Genomic DNA, 15256 nt, shown 5'->3' on the forward strand with positions numbered 1-15256 from the left:
AGTTGATTAGGAGTATAATTAAGTAAAGTAATAAAGAGATGGGAGAGGTGGATTATGAAAAAATATTTTAAAATTTTATTAGTCTTTGCAGGTCTTATTCTTTTACTCACTGGATGCGAGAATAAATCTCTTTACTCTATGAAGACAGATTTGTCAAATGAAAAGGGTCTGAAGAAATTAATTGGAAGCATGGACTGGGTGCCTTATAAGCTTGAAGATTATAAGCTAAGAAATAAGAATCTAGAAATTAAAGTAAGTGGAGAGCCTGACATAAGCCAAGATGAGTCCTTTAAAAAAACTTTTATAAATGGAGTGATCTTACTTGTCTTAACTGACGCTGAAGAAGTTAGATACTCTCAAGAAAAATTATATTTTGGAGAAATTGATAGAGACCTTGCCAATGAAATTTTAAAAATCAAGTATGGGAAAGAAGTAGATGATTATAAAAAAAGCCAAGAGGACTTTGACAACTTAGTTGAAAGTTTAGAAAATGAAAAGTTTGAAGCTGGTGCTGCTAAATTTGAAATGATGGAGTGAAGACTAATTTAATAAATGTTAAATTTAATTCTTAATTTGTGATATTATAATTTATAGTTTATAAATTGAGGATGATTTAATGGAAAAGCTATATATAGTTATAATTTTGAACTTAATGAATTTTATTCTATATGGCCTGGACAAGTTTAAGGCCAAGCACAAGATGTGGAGGATAAGTGAGAAGACCCTCCTCACATTTTCACTAGTAGGAGGTCTTGGTGGACTTGCTGGAATGGAATTTTTTCACCACAAGACTCGTGAGAGAAAGTTTTATATTGCAAATTTGATTGGAATACTTGTGACAATTTATGTGACAGTAAAATAAGGATGCCTAGTGGAAGCTGGCATCCTTTTTTCTTGCAAAAATTTATTAATTTGTAGGTCGAAAGATAATTTAAAGTTTGAAAGCGAAATTAAAGTTTGAAAAAATCTATGAACTTGCAAGTCAAAGCTAAGTTAAAATAGAAAAATTTAATAGGATTCAATTTCGCCCAAGATGTCACGTCCATCTAACATCTTTAAAATATTTTTGATATCCAAGATAATTACTCTTTCCTTCTTTAACTTCTCCTTAGTTTCTTTTTTCAAGAAGGATGTGTTGATAAAGAGGACAGGAATTATCTTGTCATACAAGCCTGAGAACTTGTCCAAGAGTTTTTTTACTTCTTTTTCTGACAAAACTTCGGTGTTCCTGTATTTTTTAATTTCAAGTGCATACCTCTTAGAACCTTTCTTTACATAAAAGTCGAAGGAAGTGTCCTTGTCTTCATTCTTAAAGCGTTCTAGCTGGTATCCAGTCCTTTGGAGGGCAATTTGTGCCAAGCCTTCTGCTGTTACTTCTTCGTCTAGGCTTGATAGGCCTCTCAAAAGGTTTTTGGGAAAGATTTTAAAGATTCCCGTACAGATCTCTTCTCCGCCAGGCCCATACTTGTAGTCGAAGCCAACTAACAAGTCCTCAACAATGTTGAAGTTGCCATGTGCCAAGGAGTTTCTTATGTGTCTCAAGAGACAATCTGTTTTTGATTCGCCTTCTGACTTTGTCAAAATAATTTTTTGAGAGTGGGGACAAATTTTTTTGTCGTAAAACTTTACTATGTCCTGATCTATATAGTCTAGGAAGGCCACGTCCTTGTTCTCTAAACTCATATAATTTTTTATTATTCCAAAGACAAAATTTTCAAAATTTAATGAAGATGTGAGCTCATTTTCTTGTGACTGGGCTGAATTTATATTGGGAACGTACCAAAGGAGGTACTCCAAATTTTTTGTCATTTCCTTTGTGAGGTCTAGGGGCTTTTTCTCGTGTTCGATTGTATAGGGGACCTTCTTCTTGCAATTTTCAAATTCAAATCCAAATCTTTTTAAGTTGACAGGCATTTTTCCACCTCTTTCATCATTTCTTAAGGAAAGTATAACACAGTTTTTAATATTTATTCTTCTTAATATTATTGACAAGTGGAGGAAAATTTTATTTAATGAATATTAACGAATATTTAATACTTGGAGGTAAAAATGGAAAACTTTAATAACTCAGAAAAGAAAAAGAAGTTTGTTCCATCAATTGAAACAGAACTCAGGAGGAGACAAGTTTCTGTACCTGAAGTAATTTACAGAGCAAGTGGGATAAATTTTATGGGAAAGAGGATAAAGTCTCTCATATTTACCAATGATATACCTATTATTGTAAACAATAACGCCCAGGCAGTTATGTCTGTCTATCCCTTTACACCTCAACTTAAAATTGTATCTGCTATAATGGAAGTTGCGTCAATGCCAGTCTTTGTAGGAATTGGTGGAGGTACAACTTCAGGACTTAGGTCAGTTAACATTGGTCTTCAAGCTGAGCTAATGGGAGCAACTGGAGTTGTCGTAAATGCCCCTATGACTAATGAAAATATTAGTATGATATCCAAGGCTCTTGACATTGCAGTTATAGCTACTGTTATTTCAAGGTATGACGATATAGAGGGTAAGGTTGCAGCTGGTGCCAGAGTTTTAAATATTGCAGGTGGAAAAAACACTGCAGAACTAGTAAGATATACAAGAAAGCTACTTGGAGATGAGTTTCCAATAATAGCTACAGGTGGTCACACTGATGAGCATATTATTGAGACAATCGAAGCAGGTGCCAATGCTATCACCTACACACCAGTATCAAGCTCTGATATTTTTTCTGAAGTAATGGATACTTATAGGGAAAATAAGAGAGAGGAAGAGAGTAAATAGAAAAGGAGAAAAAATGGAATTTGGATTTTTATCGATAGTCCCTCCAATTGTTGCCATTGCCCTGGCACTTATAACTAAGGAAGTAATCACTTCACTGTTAATTGGAATTATAGCTGGAGGACTTATCTTTACAGGTGGAAATATTATTGCCGCCTTAGAAACAGTTTTTACACTAATGGGGACCAAGCTTGGGGACAATGCCCTTATGCTGGTTTTCTTAGCAATGCTTGGATCCTTGGTCATGGTAATGAACATGGCAGGTGGATCTTTTGCCTATGGTAAGTGGGCAAGTAAGAAGATTAAGAGCAAGAAGATGGCAAAACTTGCCACAGCCTTCTTGGGAATTATAATTTTTATTGACGACTACTTTAACTGTCTTACAGTTGGAGCAGTTATGAAACCAATAACTGATGAGAACAAGGTATCTAGGGCCAAGCTTGCTCACATAATAGACTCTTGTGCAGCACCAGTTTGTATTTTGGCACCAGTTTCATCTTGGGCGGCTTCAGTTGTTGCCGTTATTGGTGATACAGGGGTTGCAAATCCAATGAGCGTATTCTTGTCTACAATACCTATGAATATTTATCCCTTTATGACACTTCTTATGATTTTATACTTTTCAACAACGGACATTGAAATGGGAGTAATGGAAAAGTATGAACTAAATGACACATCAAAGATAGTTGAAAAAGAAGATGTTGGTTACGAATATTCAAAAAATGGAAGAGTTTTTGATCTTGTACTTCCAATTGTAGTCTTAATTTTTGTAACAATAATGATGATGTTAAAGACTGGAGGTTTCTTCTCTGAAGGAGTGGGAGCTGGAGCAGCCTTTGGAGATGCAAATGTAAACTTGTCTCTTGTAATTGGAGCCTTCTTTGCAATTGTTATTTCTTTTATCCTTTATATTCCAAGAAAACTTTTAAAGTTTGACGACTTTATGAAGGGGATAGTGGAAGGTATGAAGACAATGATTTCTGCTATTGTTATCCTATCTCTTGCATGGACAATTGGTGGGATCACAAGTGATGAATTCCTAAATACAGGATCTTATATTGCATCACTTATAGCTAATTCAACAATGCCAATGTGGATGCTGCCTGCAATAATCTTTGTAGTAGGTGCCTTCTTGTCCTTCTCAACAGGAACTGCTTGGGGAACTTTTGGTATTTTAATTCCAATTATGGTTCCAATCCTAATGCACACAGACCACATGCACTTCTTGTCAATTATTCTTGCTGCAATCTTCTCAGGATCAGTATTTGGAGACCACTGCTCACCAATTTCTGATACAACAATTTTGTCATCAGCAGGAGCAGGTTGCGACCACATAGCCCACGTATCAAGTCAGTTGCCTTATGCAATTAGCGTTGGTTCTGCATCCTTCTTGGCCTTTCTAGTATCAGGTATACTTGACAAGCCAAACCTTACACTTCCGATAGGCATAGTTTTCTTAGCAGTAATTGTTTTTGTAATGAGAAGACTAACAATAAATAAATATTTAAAAAATGTAAATAATTAAATTTTTTAGGCTGGCTCTGCTGGCCTTTTTTTATTGCTTCAATTGTCAAGTCAAGTTAAAAAGTTTGAATAATAAAATTGTTGGAAATGTGAAAAAGTTTTTTTAACTACTTTAAAAATCCTTTAATGTGGTATATAGTTTAGGTAAGATAAAGAAAGGGGGCTGCTATGACTTTTCAAATTGAAAAGAAGGATATTTTAGACTACGACGTTGACGCAATAGTTAATGCTGCAAATAAAGAGCTTAGACCTGGCGGAGGAGTTTGCGGACAAATCTTTTCTCATGCAGATGACAGTGAATTAGAAGAAGAATGTAAAGGACTTGCCCCAATAGAGCCTGGCCAAGCTGTTGTGACAAAGGGATATAAGCTAAGGGCGAAAAATATTATCCACGCTGTGGGACCAATTTATTTTGATGGAAAACAAGGAGAGAAAGAAGTTTTACAAAAAGCCTACAAGTCTGCACTTGACTTGGCAGTTGAAAATAATTTTAAATCTCTTGTCTTCCCACTTTTGTCTTCAGGGATTTATGGTTATCCACTTGAAGAAGCGGCAGAAGTTGCTGTTTATACTATTAGAGACTTTTTAGAAGATCACAATCTTGATGTCACTATTTCAGTTTTAAATGACAAGTTTCTAAATGTTTTAAAAGAAAAAAATAAAGACTGGATGGAAAAATAAAATAAGACAAAAAAAGATAGCTTGTCACAAAAGACAGGCTATCTTTTTACTTGCTTGTAAAAGTATTCTTTGAAAATTTAAATTACAAGTTCTTTAGTTTTTTGAAAAAACTTTTGAAAATCAAAATTTTTTAACTTATCAATATAATAATCTCTTTATTTCGTTTCTCATTCTTATCTTGCCAGCATGGTAGGCAACCTTTCCAGCTCTCTTTGGATTTAAAAGGGCAAGGAAGCTCTTGAGTCTTCTCTTTCTTCTTCTCAATTTTCTCTTTGGTTTAATCATCTTTATAAAGGCAATAAATTTTATTAAACTAGATAATTTTTTCATACTTCCTCCTAAATTAATTTATTTTTTCTTCTTGCTAGACGATTTTGTTTTATCTGAGGATTTTTTTGAATCCTTATCTTTTTTCTTTGAAGACTTGTCGTCATTAGACTCATCTTCATCCATATTTTCATTATACCATTCTCTGGTGTGGATATTGCAATAAGACTTAGGAATAGTCATGTAGTCTTCAGGGTAGATGCCATAGTGGTCCTTGGCATCGTAGCCTTCCTTTCTCTCAAAGAGAACTGTGTAGAGGACTGACTCACTTGGGCAGAATTGGTTGGCCATCTTGCCTGAGTCCTTACATATTAAATATTTTTTAAACAAGTCGTCATTTTCCTTTGGCTCAGTTCCAGAAATAAATTTTTCTGTGTATGAGGCGCCAGCATAATTAGAAAGCTTAGTTGCAAGTTTCCCACTCTTTGATGAAATTTTTCTCGCTACAATGTAGGAAGGATCTTCCTTAAAATTTTCTTCTTCACCAATATTTTTTGCCATCTTGTTAAAAAGATTAAGGGCATCTTGACTATTGGCTGCAAGAGAGATCTTTGGTGTGTCTGCTCCTAGCCAAAAGGAAACCGTATGGGACTCATTAAAGGCATTTACAAAATAATCTGACTTAGTCTTATTTTGTCCCAAGTAGGCACCAGTTTCTGAAGAATTTATTTTTGCTCCCTTGGCATTTCCATTTTTAGCATTTCCAATAAAGACATCTCTCAAAAGGTAGGACGATTTCTCGTCAAAGAGCCTCTTATTTTTATTGGAGTTGTCAATAATTATGTTGCCACTTGGATCCTCAATTTTTAAAATACCAGTTTCTTCTTTGTAAACTCCTTGGTTGGCAATAGTTTGGTACATCTTTGATAAGTCAGATAAGCGAAGGCCTACCTGCATATTGCCAAGAGCCAGGGACTCAAGATTTTCGTCATTCTTATTTTTGTTGTCATCATGTGAGATGAAGTAGTCCTTGTTATCTTCATCAATTACACCAAATTTTTTTAAGACATCCATGGCCTTGTCCTTGCCAAGATCTTGAAGGATTTTTGCAGGGATGACATTAGAAGATACTTCCATAGACTTGCGAAGGGTCATTAGTCCCTTGAAGGAGTCATAATAATTTGCTGGCCAAAAGTTTCCATCAACAGTCATTGGCACGTCATCGTATACATCTCCAAGAGTTTTACCAGATTCAAGAGCTGGAAGATAAACACTAAAGGGTGTAAGAGCAGAGCCTGGCTGTCTAAAGGAATCTGTGGCGCGATTTAAAATCTTCGCATTCTTTGTCCTGACATCAAGGCCACCAATAATTCCTTCCACAAAACCTGTTTCATTATTGACAGCAATCATGGCAGATTGTGGTTGGACTACTGGGTCTTCCTTGTAATCAAAGTACTTATTTGAAATAATTAAATTTTCATTTTCAATTTTATAAAAATCTGGAAAATCCTTTAAATAATCTCCGTCAATAATCAAATAATTATTCTTTAATTCAAAAGCCCCTTCTTCGATTTTTAGGCCACCAAGTTCATAGGTCCTTAAGATTTTATCGTCACCAAGTTCATAGGCATCTATGATGTCAATTTTTTGGCCAGTGTCCTTGAAGTATAGACTTTTTATCTTCAAGTCGCCGTGAGATGAGATACTGTAAAGGGACTTTGGAATAATAAGGTTTAGCTTGTCGTCTAGGATATTTTCCCTAGCAAAGTATAAGACCTCGTCGCCAAAGATAATATTTTTCCATTCATCGAAGTTTAGGTTTAGCATCCTTGCTCCACCAGAAGATGAATAATTTAAGAGGAGTTTTTGGAAGCCCTCGTACTTGTCTTCCAAATCCTTTTGTATTTCTTCATCAATTGTGGAGTAAACCTTGTAACCACCTGTAAAGAGTTTGTGCTCTCCTTCTTCTAGACTAATTTTGTAGAAGTCAGATAGATATCTTGAAGCTTCTTTTTTTATGTAGTCTGTGGAATAAGTGGACATGGTGTGGTTTTTAAAATTTTTTGGGTTTAAGTCAGACACAATGTCAAAATTCTTTGCCTTTTCGTATTCAGTGTCATTGATGTAGCCAAGCTCATGCATCCTCATTAGGACAGTTTTTTGCCTCTTGAAGGCATCGTCGTTTAAAACCATGTAGAGGTCCTTGCCGTCAATCTCACGAGTCCCAATGACCCTGAAGTCATCCTCCAAGTACTCAGGTGGCACTGACTTAAAGGGTGAATAATTTGTTGGTGACTTTGGTATTGATGCAAGAAGGGCAGCTTCTGCAATGTTTAAATCTACGGCAGACTTTGAAAAATAAGTTTGGGCTGCAGCTTCAATCCCATAGGCACCTTGGCCAAGATTAATTCTATTTAAGTAGGCCTCAAGGATCTCATCCTTAGTCAAGGCATCTTCAACTCGAAGTGACAAGTAGGCCTCTTGGATTTTTCTCCCAAGAGTTTTTTGGTTTGTGAGATAAACTGAACGAACTAACTGCTGAGTTATTGTTGATCCACCACGCATAATAGACCTTGATTTTATATTTGCAGCAATAGATGATGCTATCCCAATGGGGTCAAGGCCCTTGTGCTTGTAGAACCTGTGGTCCTCAATGGCAACAAAGGAATTTTTTATGTCTTCAGGAATATCCGTAATGTCAATAAGGCTTCTGTACTCAAGTGATTCAATTTTTTCAATTAAATTTCCATCCTTAGAATAAATGTAGGAGCTCTGGTTAAAGGATGAACTCAAATTATTTAAGTCTGTGGCAGGAGTTTTTGAAATTATTGAAACTATGAGGGCAGAAAAAAATGAAATAAGTAAAACAAAAATCAAAAGCAAGACCAAGAGGCCAATTTTTATTTTTTGATTTTTATTTAAATTTTTAAAATTATTTTTTAATTCTCTTAAGTTTTCCATACTTTCTCCTTTGTACAATTATAACATTTTAACAAGCTAAATACTATTAGACGGTTTTTGAAACTTGCAAGGATGTAGTATAATGTTAATTATGGATAATGTTTATTTAGAGAATTTAAATTCAAATAAAAAATTAGAGAGAGTTATAACTGTTGGAACAAATCTTGGGGCCTACCCCCACAGTCTTGAAACTTCTATGCAGGAGCTTAGTGAGCTTGTCTATGCAGACGGGGCTGAAGTTGTGGGCGAGGTAACTCAAAATATTTATAAATTTAACCCCAAATATCTAATTGGATCTGGTAAGGTTGACGAGATTAAAGAAATGGTTGAGCTTCTAGAAGTTGATGCCGTTGTCTTTAACGATGAGCTTTCTGGTATCCAGGTAAGGAACTTGGAGAAGAGAATCAAGAAGAAGGTCATCGATAGGACAAACTTGATCTTAGATATATTTGGCCTTCGTGCCACTACTTATGAGGCCAAGCTTCAAGTTGAACTGGCAAGACTTGAGTACCAACTCCCAAGACTTCTTGGTATTGATGGTTGGTCAAGGACTGGTGGTGGAATTGGTACCAGGGGACCAGGTGAGCAAATAATTGAAACTGATAGGAGAAGGTTAAAAAGAGAAATCGATAAGATTAAGGAGAAGCTTGAAAAAGCCAAGAAGACTAGAGACACCACAAGGGAGAGAAGGATTGACTCTAATATCCCTATTGTGTCCTTAGTTGGTTATACAAACGCAGGCAAGTCTACGATTTTGAACAGACTAAAGGAAGAAGAATCGGGAGAAGTTTCTGTAAAAAATATGCTTTTCGAAACCCTTGATCCATCTTCAAGAAAGGCAAGGCTTCTTTCTGGTCGTGAGTTTATAATTTCTGATACAGTTGGATTTGTTTCTAAGCTTCCCACAAAAATTGTCGAGGCCTTTAAGTCTACCCTTGAAGAAATTAAGTATTCGGACCTAATCCTCCACGTAATTGACGCATCAAGTGAAGATTTGGAAATCCAATACAACACGACTATGGCAATCTTAAAGGACATTGAGGTCTTGGACAAAAATATAATCACTGTCTTTAACAAGGTGGACAGGGTTGACCTCTATGACATCAACTTGCCACTGAGAGTTATGTCAGACAAGAAGGTTTATATTTCTGCTCTCAAGGATGAAAATATGGACTCCCTCTTGAAAATAATTGAGGACAATCTCGATGAAAAATATTTTGATGTGAAATTAAAATTTGCCTATGACGACACAGACCTCCTCTACAAGCTAGTAGAAAAGTTCGATGCAAAACCTATCTATGAAGATGATGGAATTTATTTAGACCTCAAGCTTGAAGAAAGAGAATACGAAAAAGTAAAGGATTATGTTGTAAATGTATAAGACAATTTTAAAAGATGGGAAGGCAGAAATTGAAATAAAAAAATCAATTTTTATTGGTCATGCCTTTTTTGTAAAAAGTGAAGAAAAGGCCTTAGAAATTTTAGAAAGGGTTAAAGAAGAACACAGGTCGGCAACCCACAACTGTCACGCCTATATAATTGGCGAAGATGGACTGACGCAGAGGTATTCTGATGATGGGGAGCCATCAGGTACAGCAGGTATCCCCATGCTTGAAGTTTTAAAAAAAGAAGAAATGAGAAATGTCCTTGTCATTGTAACCCGTTACTTTGGTGGGACAAAGTTAGGAGCAGGTGGTCTTGTTCGTGCCTACACAGAAGGAGTGGTAAAGGCCCTTGATGAGGCCAAGAGGTGTGAGAGAAAAAATTTTACCAGGACAAAAATTATTTACGACTACACCTTCCACGGTGCTATCGTGAACTTGTTAGCAAACGAAAATTATAAAATCATAGAGGAAAATTATACAGATAAGGTTGAAGTCACAATTGATATTGGAGAAGACAAGTCCATTATTGATAAGATCAGGGATATTACATCTGCAAATTTTGAAAAAGAAGACTTGGAAGAGATTGAACTTCCAACTATTGATGGAAAAATTATTTATTAAATTTAGGAGAAATTATGGATTATAAAAAATTAACAGAAGACTTAGTTAAGTGGGTAGAAGATTATGCAAAAGAAGTTGGAGCCAAGGGCTTTATCTTTGGTTTGTCAGGTGGAATTGACTCAGCAGTTATCGCTGCTATTGCCAAAAGAGTTTTTCCAGACAATTCTCTTGGATTAATTATGCCTTGCGACAGTATCGATGAGGACAGGGAAGATGCCCTAAAAGTTGCTGAAGCTATAGATCTTGAGACAAAGACAATTGATTTAACAAAAACTTTTGAAGAACTAATGGATGCTTCCTTCACATCAGACAATAGGATGGCAAGGTCAAACATCAAGCCGAGACTTAGGATGACCACACTTTATTATTATGCCCAAGACTTGGGCTACCTAGTCCTTGGTCCATCAAATGCCAGTGAGTGGTACCTTGGTTACTCAACAAAGTATGGGGACTCTGGCGCAGACCTTATGCCAATAGTAAATATTTTAAAGACAGATATCTTTGAAGTGGCAAAGGAATTGGGACTTCCTGATTTTATAATAAATAAAAAGCCATCAGCAGGCCTTTGGGTAGGACAAACTGATGAAGATGAAATGGGCTTCACTTATGACGTTCTTGACTCTTACATCAGGGGAGAAAAAACTCCAGAGCCTGAGATAAAAGAAAAAATTGACAGGATGCACAAAAATTCAGCTCACAAAAGATCTATGGCTCCAAGTTTTAAATTTTAATTTTTAAAGGGAGATTAAAATGGGAAATCATCAACTTAGAAATTTATTTATTTTACTAGTTATTATGGGAGCCTTTGATGTTTACAGGTATTTTACAAGTGGCATAGTAGTTTCAGATTTAATTTATAAGTATATTTTTGTAATCGGCGTCTTCTTGATAACTTGCTTTGTAGTTTATGTAATATCAAGAAGAAATGAATAAAATAAATTTAAAATTTACAAAAACATCACAATATCTTTACTGTTAATAAATAAATTATTTATATAATTTGTTTAAAAACAGATATATTTTTAGGAGGATAAAATGAAGAAATCTATAGTTCCAACAATTGTATTAGGTTGTGTTTTACTTACAGTTCCTTCATTTGCAAAAAATTCTGATACAGTTAATAATCAATATAGAGAACAAATCATAGAGTATACTGATAAGGAAGATAAAGAAATCATTCCTTATAGCATGGTTATTACTACAGGCTCTTACAGAGGAATTGAGTATGAAAAATATTGTCAATTGACGAAAGGGAATGGAAGTAAAGTAAACTTTTGGATAAGAAATGATGGCAGGTACCCTGTTGTTATAAAAATTAATGGTGGAAATGCTGTTACTGTAAAAGCAGGAGGACAAGGCTATACATCAACTTCAGTCGGAAGATTTAGTAAAGATTATAAGTTTACAGCTAGTTGTCCTCAAGGTGGAGACATAAATATAGATTATAGAATTGTTCAAAGAGATTAATTTTAATAGTTCCAAGAATCTTATAATTTAAAATTGCTATATCTGTTTTTTAATGCCACGAAGTATTTTTTTGTGGCATTTTTTGTAAATTAAGATTTGGAGGTTTAAAATGAAGAAAAAATTTTTAACTGTTATTGCTGTTGCTTTAGCTTTGATAAGTTTATCAGCATGTGCAAAAAAGACTAACGGTGTAGAAGAAGAAAATAAAAAAGAAACTGCAGAAAATATCAATCAAAAAAAAGAAGATGACAAAAAATCTAATGAAGAATATATTGTTGAAAATGGAAGTCAAAAAGGTTCTGCTTTCCAACAAGAACGCTCTTTAGAAAAGTCCAATGGAAGTGAAGTGAATTTTTGGATAAAAAACAAGGGTGAATATCCAGTAGAAATTAAAATTGATGGAGATTATCCTGTAATTGTTGAAGCAGGAAAAGATGGAGAGACTTCTGCTCCAATAAAAAAAGACAAAGTTGATTATAAGTTTTCAGCAAGTTCCACTGAAGGTGGAGATATCGACATAGATTTTAAAATTGTTCAAAGTAATTAAATAAAAAATAAAAAAGAAAATTAAAATTTACAAAAACATCACAATATTTTTACTGTTAATAAAATAATTTTTATTAAAATTTATTTAAGGGTGATGTAAATGTTAAAAGATAGAATTAAAAATTTATTTATACTCATACTTTTTATGATAATTGTTGATGGATTTATTTATTACAAGACAGGAAGTTTGAGTTCTGAAACAATAATAAATGACATTTTCGTCATTGGAGTTTATCTGATAACTTGCTTCATTATTTATGTGATTTCAAAGAAAAAGTCATAAATTGAATGATTACATTAAAAATATTATAGAAAAGATAAAAAATAAATTTAAAATTAGTCTTGACAAAAATTTTTTACAAGAATATAATATCCACTAATAAAATAATAAATGCCATGAAAGAGAAAAAGATATTTAATGAGTCTTAAAGAGAGTGGGGATGGTGAGAGCCCGCAGATAAGTTGATGTCATATATTCACTCTAAAGCATGAGGATTGAATAATAGTAGATCTTTACGGAAGTCTCCGTTACCATAGACTAGAGATTGTTAGATCTTTAAAGAGGAAATATTTTTATTTCGAATTTAGGTGGTACCGCGAATCCTTCGCCCTATATGGGGTGAAGGATTTTTTTATTATTTTAAATAATTTTTTGGAGGACAAAAATGAAAAATTTAAAGAAAATGGTAAAAGTTATAAGTATTGGTGCCCTTGCGCTTTCCCTTGTTGGATGTGCAGGTGATAAGAAAGCAGAAAAAGAAAGTGGAGAAAAAATAAAAGTTGGAGCAATCCAATATATTGAACACGTGTCCCTTGACAATGCCCTAAGGGGTTTCCAAGACAGGCTTAAGGAAGAAGGACTTGATGTAGAAGTTGATGTGGAAAACCTACAAGGAGACCAAGCCCTAGCTACAACTGGTCCTAAAAAGTTTCAAGGAGATGAATATAAACTAGTTTATGCAATCTCAACACCAGCTGCCCAAGGAGCAAAGACTGCTCTTCCAAATAAAAATATTATATATTCAGCAGTTACAGATCCTGTGGAAGCAGGTTTAATTGAATCGTCAGATAAAATCACAAACATCACAGGAGTTAACGACGCAGTTTCTGCAAAAGATCAATTAGAATCCTTTTTAAAAATTTATCCTAATGTAAAAACTATTGGAACAATTTTCTCAACTAATGAAGTCAACTCAAAGGTCCAAGTTGAAAATTTAGAGAAGGCTTGTGATGAACTTGGACTTAAACTTGAAAGCGTGGGAATCAATAACATCAACGACATTGGCCAAGCCCTTTCAACTATAACTGAAAAGATAGATGCTTATTATGCTCTTACTGACAACACAGTTGCATCTGCTGGCCCAATTCTTGCAGAAAATCTTTTAAAAAATAAAATTCCATCACTTTCTGCTGAAGAAGGACAAGTTTCCAAAGGACTCCTTATGAGTGAAGGCGTTGACTACTATGAACATGGAAGACAAGCAGGAGAAATGGCAATAAAACTTTTAAAGGGTGAAGACATAAAAAATCTTCAGGCAGAAGACAACAAGACTTCAAAGAAAAAGATCAACAACAAAACTGCTGAAGCTCTTGGACTTGATCTTACGAATGAAAATTTAAAGGATGCAGAAATTTTAAAATAAAAATCTCACTGAGATAAGTAAAATAAAAATTAAATAAAAATTTTGGACGAATTTATAAAAAAAGACTTGACTTTGGTCTGCTAGCAGAATATACTAAATATAATTTAAATAAAGCGTTGAAAGAGAAAAAAGAATTTTTAGTGATTTTAAGAGAGTTGCCGGTTGGTGATAGGCAATACACGGAAATTTAACATACACTCTAAAGCTTATTTGTTGAAGTTAGTAGGCAAGTACGGAAGCCACCGTTATCTGAGGCTAGAGGTTGTTAGACCTTAAAGTGAGGTAATCTTTTTGATTATAAAATCGGGTGGTACCGCGAAGTCAGTCTTTCGTCCCAATGTGGATGAAAGGCTTTTTTTATTTTATGGAGGTTTTTTATGAAATTTAGAAAGTTGTTTATTTTACTTATGATGTCCCTTGTTCTTGTGGCTTGTGGCAAAAGTGAAAATAGTGTAAATGAAAAAGAAGTAAATGCTGCAGAAACTAGTGGCGGAAAAAAAGTTGGAGTAATTCAAATTGCAGACCACATTGCTCTTGAAAGAGCGAGAAAGGGTTTTGAAGATGAACTTAAAAAGACAAACCCAGATGTGGAAATTATTTCTAAGAATGCCAATGGAGACTTAACAGTTGTACCATCAATTATTAAGTCATTCCAAGACAAAAATGTTGATTTAATTTACGCAATAGCAACACCAGCTGCCCAAGGAGCAAAAAATGGTGAAAAGGAAATTCCAATTATATTTAACGCAGTTACAGATCCAGCATCTGCTGACCTTGTTAAAAACTTGGAAGAACCTGAAGGAAACATAACAGGAGTTTCTGATTACTTCTCAATAGAAGCTCAACTAGAAGAAATGATTAGCATCTTCCCAGACATTAAAAATATTGGAGTTATGTTCTCAACAAATGAAGCCAATTCAAAATTCCAAGTTGAAGAACTAAAGAAGGCAGCAGATGGTTTTGGACTTAATGTAGTGGAAGTTGGAGTAAATAACATCAATGACGTATCAACAGCAATAAAGACAATTGAAGGAAAGATAGACATCTTCATGGCAATTACTGACAACACAGTTTCTTCTGCATCAACAATAATTGCAGAGTCACTAAAGGCTGCAAAGATTCCTTCCTTTGCATCAGAAGAAGGTCCAGTTGAAAATGGAATTCTTGTAAGTGCAGGAGTTGACTATGTTGAACTTGGTATGAAGGCAGCAGGAATGGCAAGTGAAATCCTTGGTGGCAAGGAAGTAAAAGATGTTCCAGTTTTATTCTCAACTGAAACAAGTAAGGTTGTAAACAAGAAAACTGCTGAAGCCCTTGGCCTAGAAGATGACAAGAACTTAATGGATAATGCAAAAGTAGTTGAATAGATGAAAAAAGATTAAAACATATAGGAGGAAAAAG

Annotated in this window: 16 protein-coding genes and 2 other annotated features; of the genes, 13 read left to right on the forward strand and 3 right to left on the reverse strand. The window is 34.5% G+C overall.

The genetic code is table 11. The features are described from left to right. Positions 1-54 precede the first annotated feature (54 nt). A complete protein-coding gene (locus tag HMPREF3023_RS08255) occupies positions 55-537 on the forward strand; it encodes a hypothetical protein (RefSeq protein ID WP_070702491.1) in 483 nt (160 codons plus the stop codon). A 79-nt stretch (positions 538-616) separates the two neighbouring features. Further along, complete coding sequence (locus HMPREF3023_RS08260) at positions 617-862, forward strand: DUF1294 domain-containing protein (protein ID WP_083315544.1); 246 nt, start codon at positions 617-619, stop codon at positions 860-862. 146 nt (positions 863-1008) lie between these two features. Here the strand turns inward: HMPREF3023_RS08260 and HMPREF3023_RS08265 are convergent, their stop codons facing one another. Next, positions 1009-1914 carry a restriction endonuclease gene (locus HMPREF3023_RS08265; protein WP_070702496.1) on the reverse strand — a complete coding sequence of 302 codons (906 nt, stop codon included), beginning with the start codon at positions 1912-1914 and terminating at the stop codon, positions 1009-1011. A gap of 135 nt (positions 1915-2049) precedes the next feature. On the opposite strand from HMPREF3023_RS08265, the gene HMPREF3023_RS08270 reads away from it, so the two are divergent. The 3 genes from HMPREF3023_RS08270 to HMPREF3023_RS08280 all read left to right on the forward strand — a co-directional run bounded on the left by HMPREF3023_RS08270 (position 2050) and on the right by HMPREF3023_RS08280 (position 4965). Next, complete coding sequence (locus HMPREF3023_RS08270; RefSeq protein WP_070702498.1) at positions 2050-2763, forward strand: hydrolase; 714 nt, start codon at positions 2050-2052, stop codon at positions 2761-2763. A gap of 13 nt (positions 2764-2776) precedes the next feature. After that, positions 2777-4285 (forward strand): Na+/H+ antiporter NhaC family protein, encoded by a 1509-nt coding sequence (locus tag HMPREF3023_RS08275; RefSeq protein WP_070702500.1) that lies wholly within the window; start codon positions 2777-2779, stop codon positions 4283-4285. A gap of 167 nt (positions 4286-4452) precedes the next feature. Beyond that, positions 4453-4965 (forward strand): macro domain-containing protein, encoded by a 513-nt coding sequence (locus tag HMPREF3023_RS08280; protein WP_070702503.1) that lies wholly within the window; start codon positions 4453-4455, stop codon positions 4963-4965. A gap of 138 nt (positions 4966-5103) precedes the next feature. Here the strand turns inward: HMPREF3023_RS08280 and HMPREF3023_RS08285 are convergent, their stop codons facing one another. Then, on the reverse strand, positions 5104-5295 hold the full coding sequence (locus HMPREF3023_RS08285; protein WP_070702505.1) for a hypothetical protein: 192 nt from the start codon (positions 5293-5295) through the stop codon (positions 5104-5106). 18 nt (positions 5296-5313) lie between these two features. After that, positions 5314-8193: a transglycosylase domain-containing protein gene (locus tag HMPREF3023_RS08290; RefSeq protein WP_070702507.1), complete on the reverse strand. Its 2880-nt coding sequence runs from the start codon at positions 8191-8193 to the stop codon at positions 5314-5316. A gap of 91 nt (positions 8194-8284) precedes the next feature. On the opposite strand from HMPREF3023_RS08290, the gene hflX reads away from it, so the two are divergent. The 8 genes from hflX (at position 8285) to HMPREF3023_RS08335 (ending at position 15222) form a co-directional block, all read left to right on the forward strand. Continuing rightward, a complete protein-coding gene (gene hflX / locus HMPREF3023_RS08295) occupies positions 8285-9574 on the forward strand; it encodes a GTPase HflX (protein WP_070702621.1) in 1290 nt (429 codons plus the stop codon). Further along, positions 9567-10199 carry a YigZ family protein gene (locus HMPREF3023_RS08300; RefSeq protein WP_070702509.1) on the forward strand — a complete coding sequence of 211 codons (633 nt, stop codon included), beginning with the start codon at positions 9567-9569 and terminating at the stop codon, positions 10197-10199. Before hflX ends, HMPREF3023_RS08300 begins: the two co-directional genes overlap by 8 nt. 14 nt (positions 10200-10213) lie before the next feature. Next, positions 10214-10930 (forward strand): NAD(+) synthase, encoded by a 717-nt coding sequence (nadE, locus tag HMPREF3023_RS08305; protein WP_070702513.1) that lies wholly within the window; start codon positions 10214-10216, stop codon positions 10928-10930. Between the two features lie 19 nt (positions 10931-10949). Further along, positions 10950-11132 (forward strand): hypothetical protein, encoded by a 183-nt coding sequence (locus tag HMPREF3023_RS08310; protein ID WP_070702514.1) that lies wholly within the window; start codon positions 10950-10952, stop codon positions 11130-11132. Positions 11133-11234: 102 nt separating this feature from the next. Then, positions 11235-11666: a hypothetical protein gene (locus tag HMPREF3023_RS08315; RefSeq protein ID WP_070702515.1), complete on the forward strand. Its 432-nt coding sequence runs from the start codon at positions 11235-11237 to the stop codon at positions 11664-11666. A gap of 109 nt (positions 11667-11775) precedes the next feature. Then, complete coding sequence (locus HMPREF3023_RS08320; RefSeq protein ID WP_070702517.1) at positions 11776-12213, forward strand: hypothetical protein; 438 nt, start codon at positions 11776-11778, stop codon at positions 12211-12213. A gap of 386 nt (positions 12214-12599) precedes the next feature. Continuing rightward, positions 12600-12828, forward strand: a binding site (T-box leader). 49 nt (positions 12829-12877) lie between these two features. Then, on the forward strand, positions 12878-13855 hold the full coding sequence (locus HMPREF3023_RS08330) for an ABC transporter substrate-binding protein (protein WP_070702521.1): 978 nt from the start codon (positions 12878-12880) through the stop codon (positions 13853-13855). Between the two features lie 107 nt (positions 13856-13962). Then, positions 13963-14195: a binding site (T-box leader), on the forward strand. 37 nt (positions 14196-14232) lie between these two features. Continuing rightward, the gene (locus HMPREF3023_RS08335; protein ID WP_070702523.1) at positions 14233-15222 is read left to right on the forward strand and encodes an ABC transporter substrate-binding protein; all 990 of its coding nucleotides are present in this window, start codon (positions 14233-14235) and stop codon (positions 15220-15222) included. Positions 15223-15256: the final 34 nt, after the last annotated feature.

It is taken from the genome of Peptoniphilus sp. HMSC075B08 (genome assembly GCF_001815405.1).
Lineage (GTDB): Bacteria > Bacillota > Clostridia > Tissierellales > Peptoniphilaceae > Peptoniphilus_A > Peptoniphilus_A harei.

What these genes read in the sequence shown, in the direction of transcription:
- HMPREF3023_RS08255 (WP_070702491.1), top strand. Translation starts at nt 55, where the DNA reads ATGAAAAAATATTTTAAAATTTTATTAGTCTTTGCAGGTCTTATTCTT.
- HMPREF3023_RS08260 (WP_083315544.1), top strand. Translation starts at nt 617, where the DNA reads ATGGAAAAGCTATATATAGTTATAATTTTGAACTTAATGAATTTTATT.
- HMPREF3023_RS08265 (WP_070702496.1), bottom strand. Translation starts at nt 1,914, where the DNA reads ATGCCTGTCAACTTAAAAAGATTTGGATTTGAATTTGAAAATTGCAAG.
- HMPREF3023_RS08270 (WP_070702498.1), top strand. Translation starts at nt 2,050, where the DNA reads ATGGAAAACTTTAATAACTCAGAAAAGAAAAAGAAGTTTGTTCCATCA.
- HMPREF3023_RS08275 (WP_070702500.1), top strand. Translation starts at nt 2,777, where the DNA reads ATGGAATTTGGATTTTTATCGATAGTCCCTCCAATTGTTGCCATTGCC.
- HMPREF3023_RS08280 (WP_070702503.1), top strand. Translation starts at nt 4,453, where the DNA reads ATGACTTTTCAAATTGAAAAGAAGGATATTTTAGACTACGACGTTGAC.
- HMPREF3023_RS08285 (WP_070702505.1), bottom strand. Translation starts at nt 5,295, where the DNA reads ATGAAAAAATTATCTAGTTTAATAAAATTTATTGCCTTTATAAAGATG.
- HMPREF3023_RS08290 (WP_070702507.1), bottom strand. Translation starts at nt 8,193, where the DNA reads ATGGAAAACTTAAGAGAATTAAAAAATAATTTTAAAAATTTAAATAAA.
- hflX (WP_070702621.1), top strand. Translation starts at nt 8,285, where the DNA reads ATGGATAATGTTTATTTAGAGAATTTAAATTCAAATAAAAAATTAGAG.
- HMPREF3023_RS08300 (WP_070702509.1), top strand. Translation starts at nt 9,567, where the DNA reads ATGTATAAGACAATTTTAAAAGATGGGAAGGCAGAAATTGAAATAAAA.
- nadE (WP_070702513.1), top strand. Translation starts at nt 10,214, where the DNA reads ATGGATTATAAAAAATTAACAGAAGACTTAGTTAAGTGGGTAGAAGAT.
- HMPREF3023_RS08310 (WP_070702514.1), top strand. Translation starts at nt 10,950, where the DNA reads ATGGGAAATCATCAACTTAGAAATTTATTTATTTTACTAGTTATTATG.
- HMPREF3023_RS08315 (WP_070702515.1), top strand. Translation starts at nt 11,235, where the DNA reads ATGAAGAAATCTATAGTTCCAACAATTGTATTAGGTTGTGTTTTACTT.
- HMPREF3023_RS08320 (WP_070702517.1), top strand. Translation starts at nt 11,776, where the DNA reads ATGAAGAAAAAATTTTTAACTGTTATTGCTGTTGCTTTAGCTTTGATA.
- HMPREF3023_RS08330 (WP_070702521.1), top strand. Translation starts at nt 12,878, where the DNA reads ATGAAAAATTTAAAGAAAATGGTAAAAGTTATAAGTATTGGTGCCCTT.
- HMPREF3023_RS08335 (WP_070702523.1), top strand. Translation starts at nt 14,233, where the DNA reads ATGAAATTTAGAAAGTTGTTTATTTTACTTATGATGTCCCTTGTTCTT.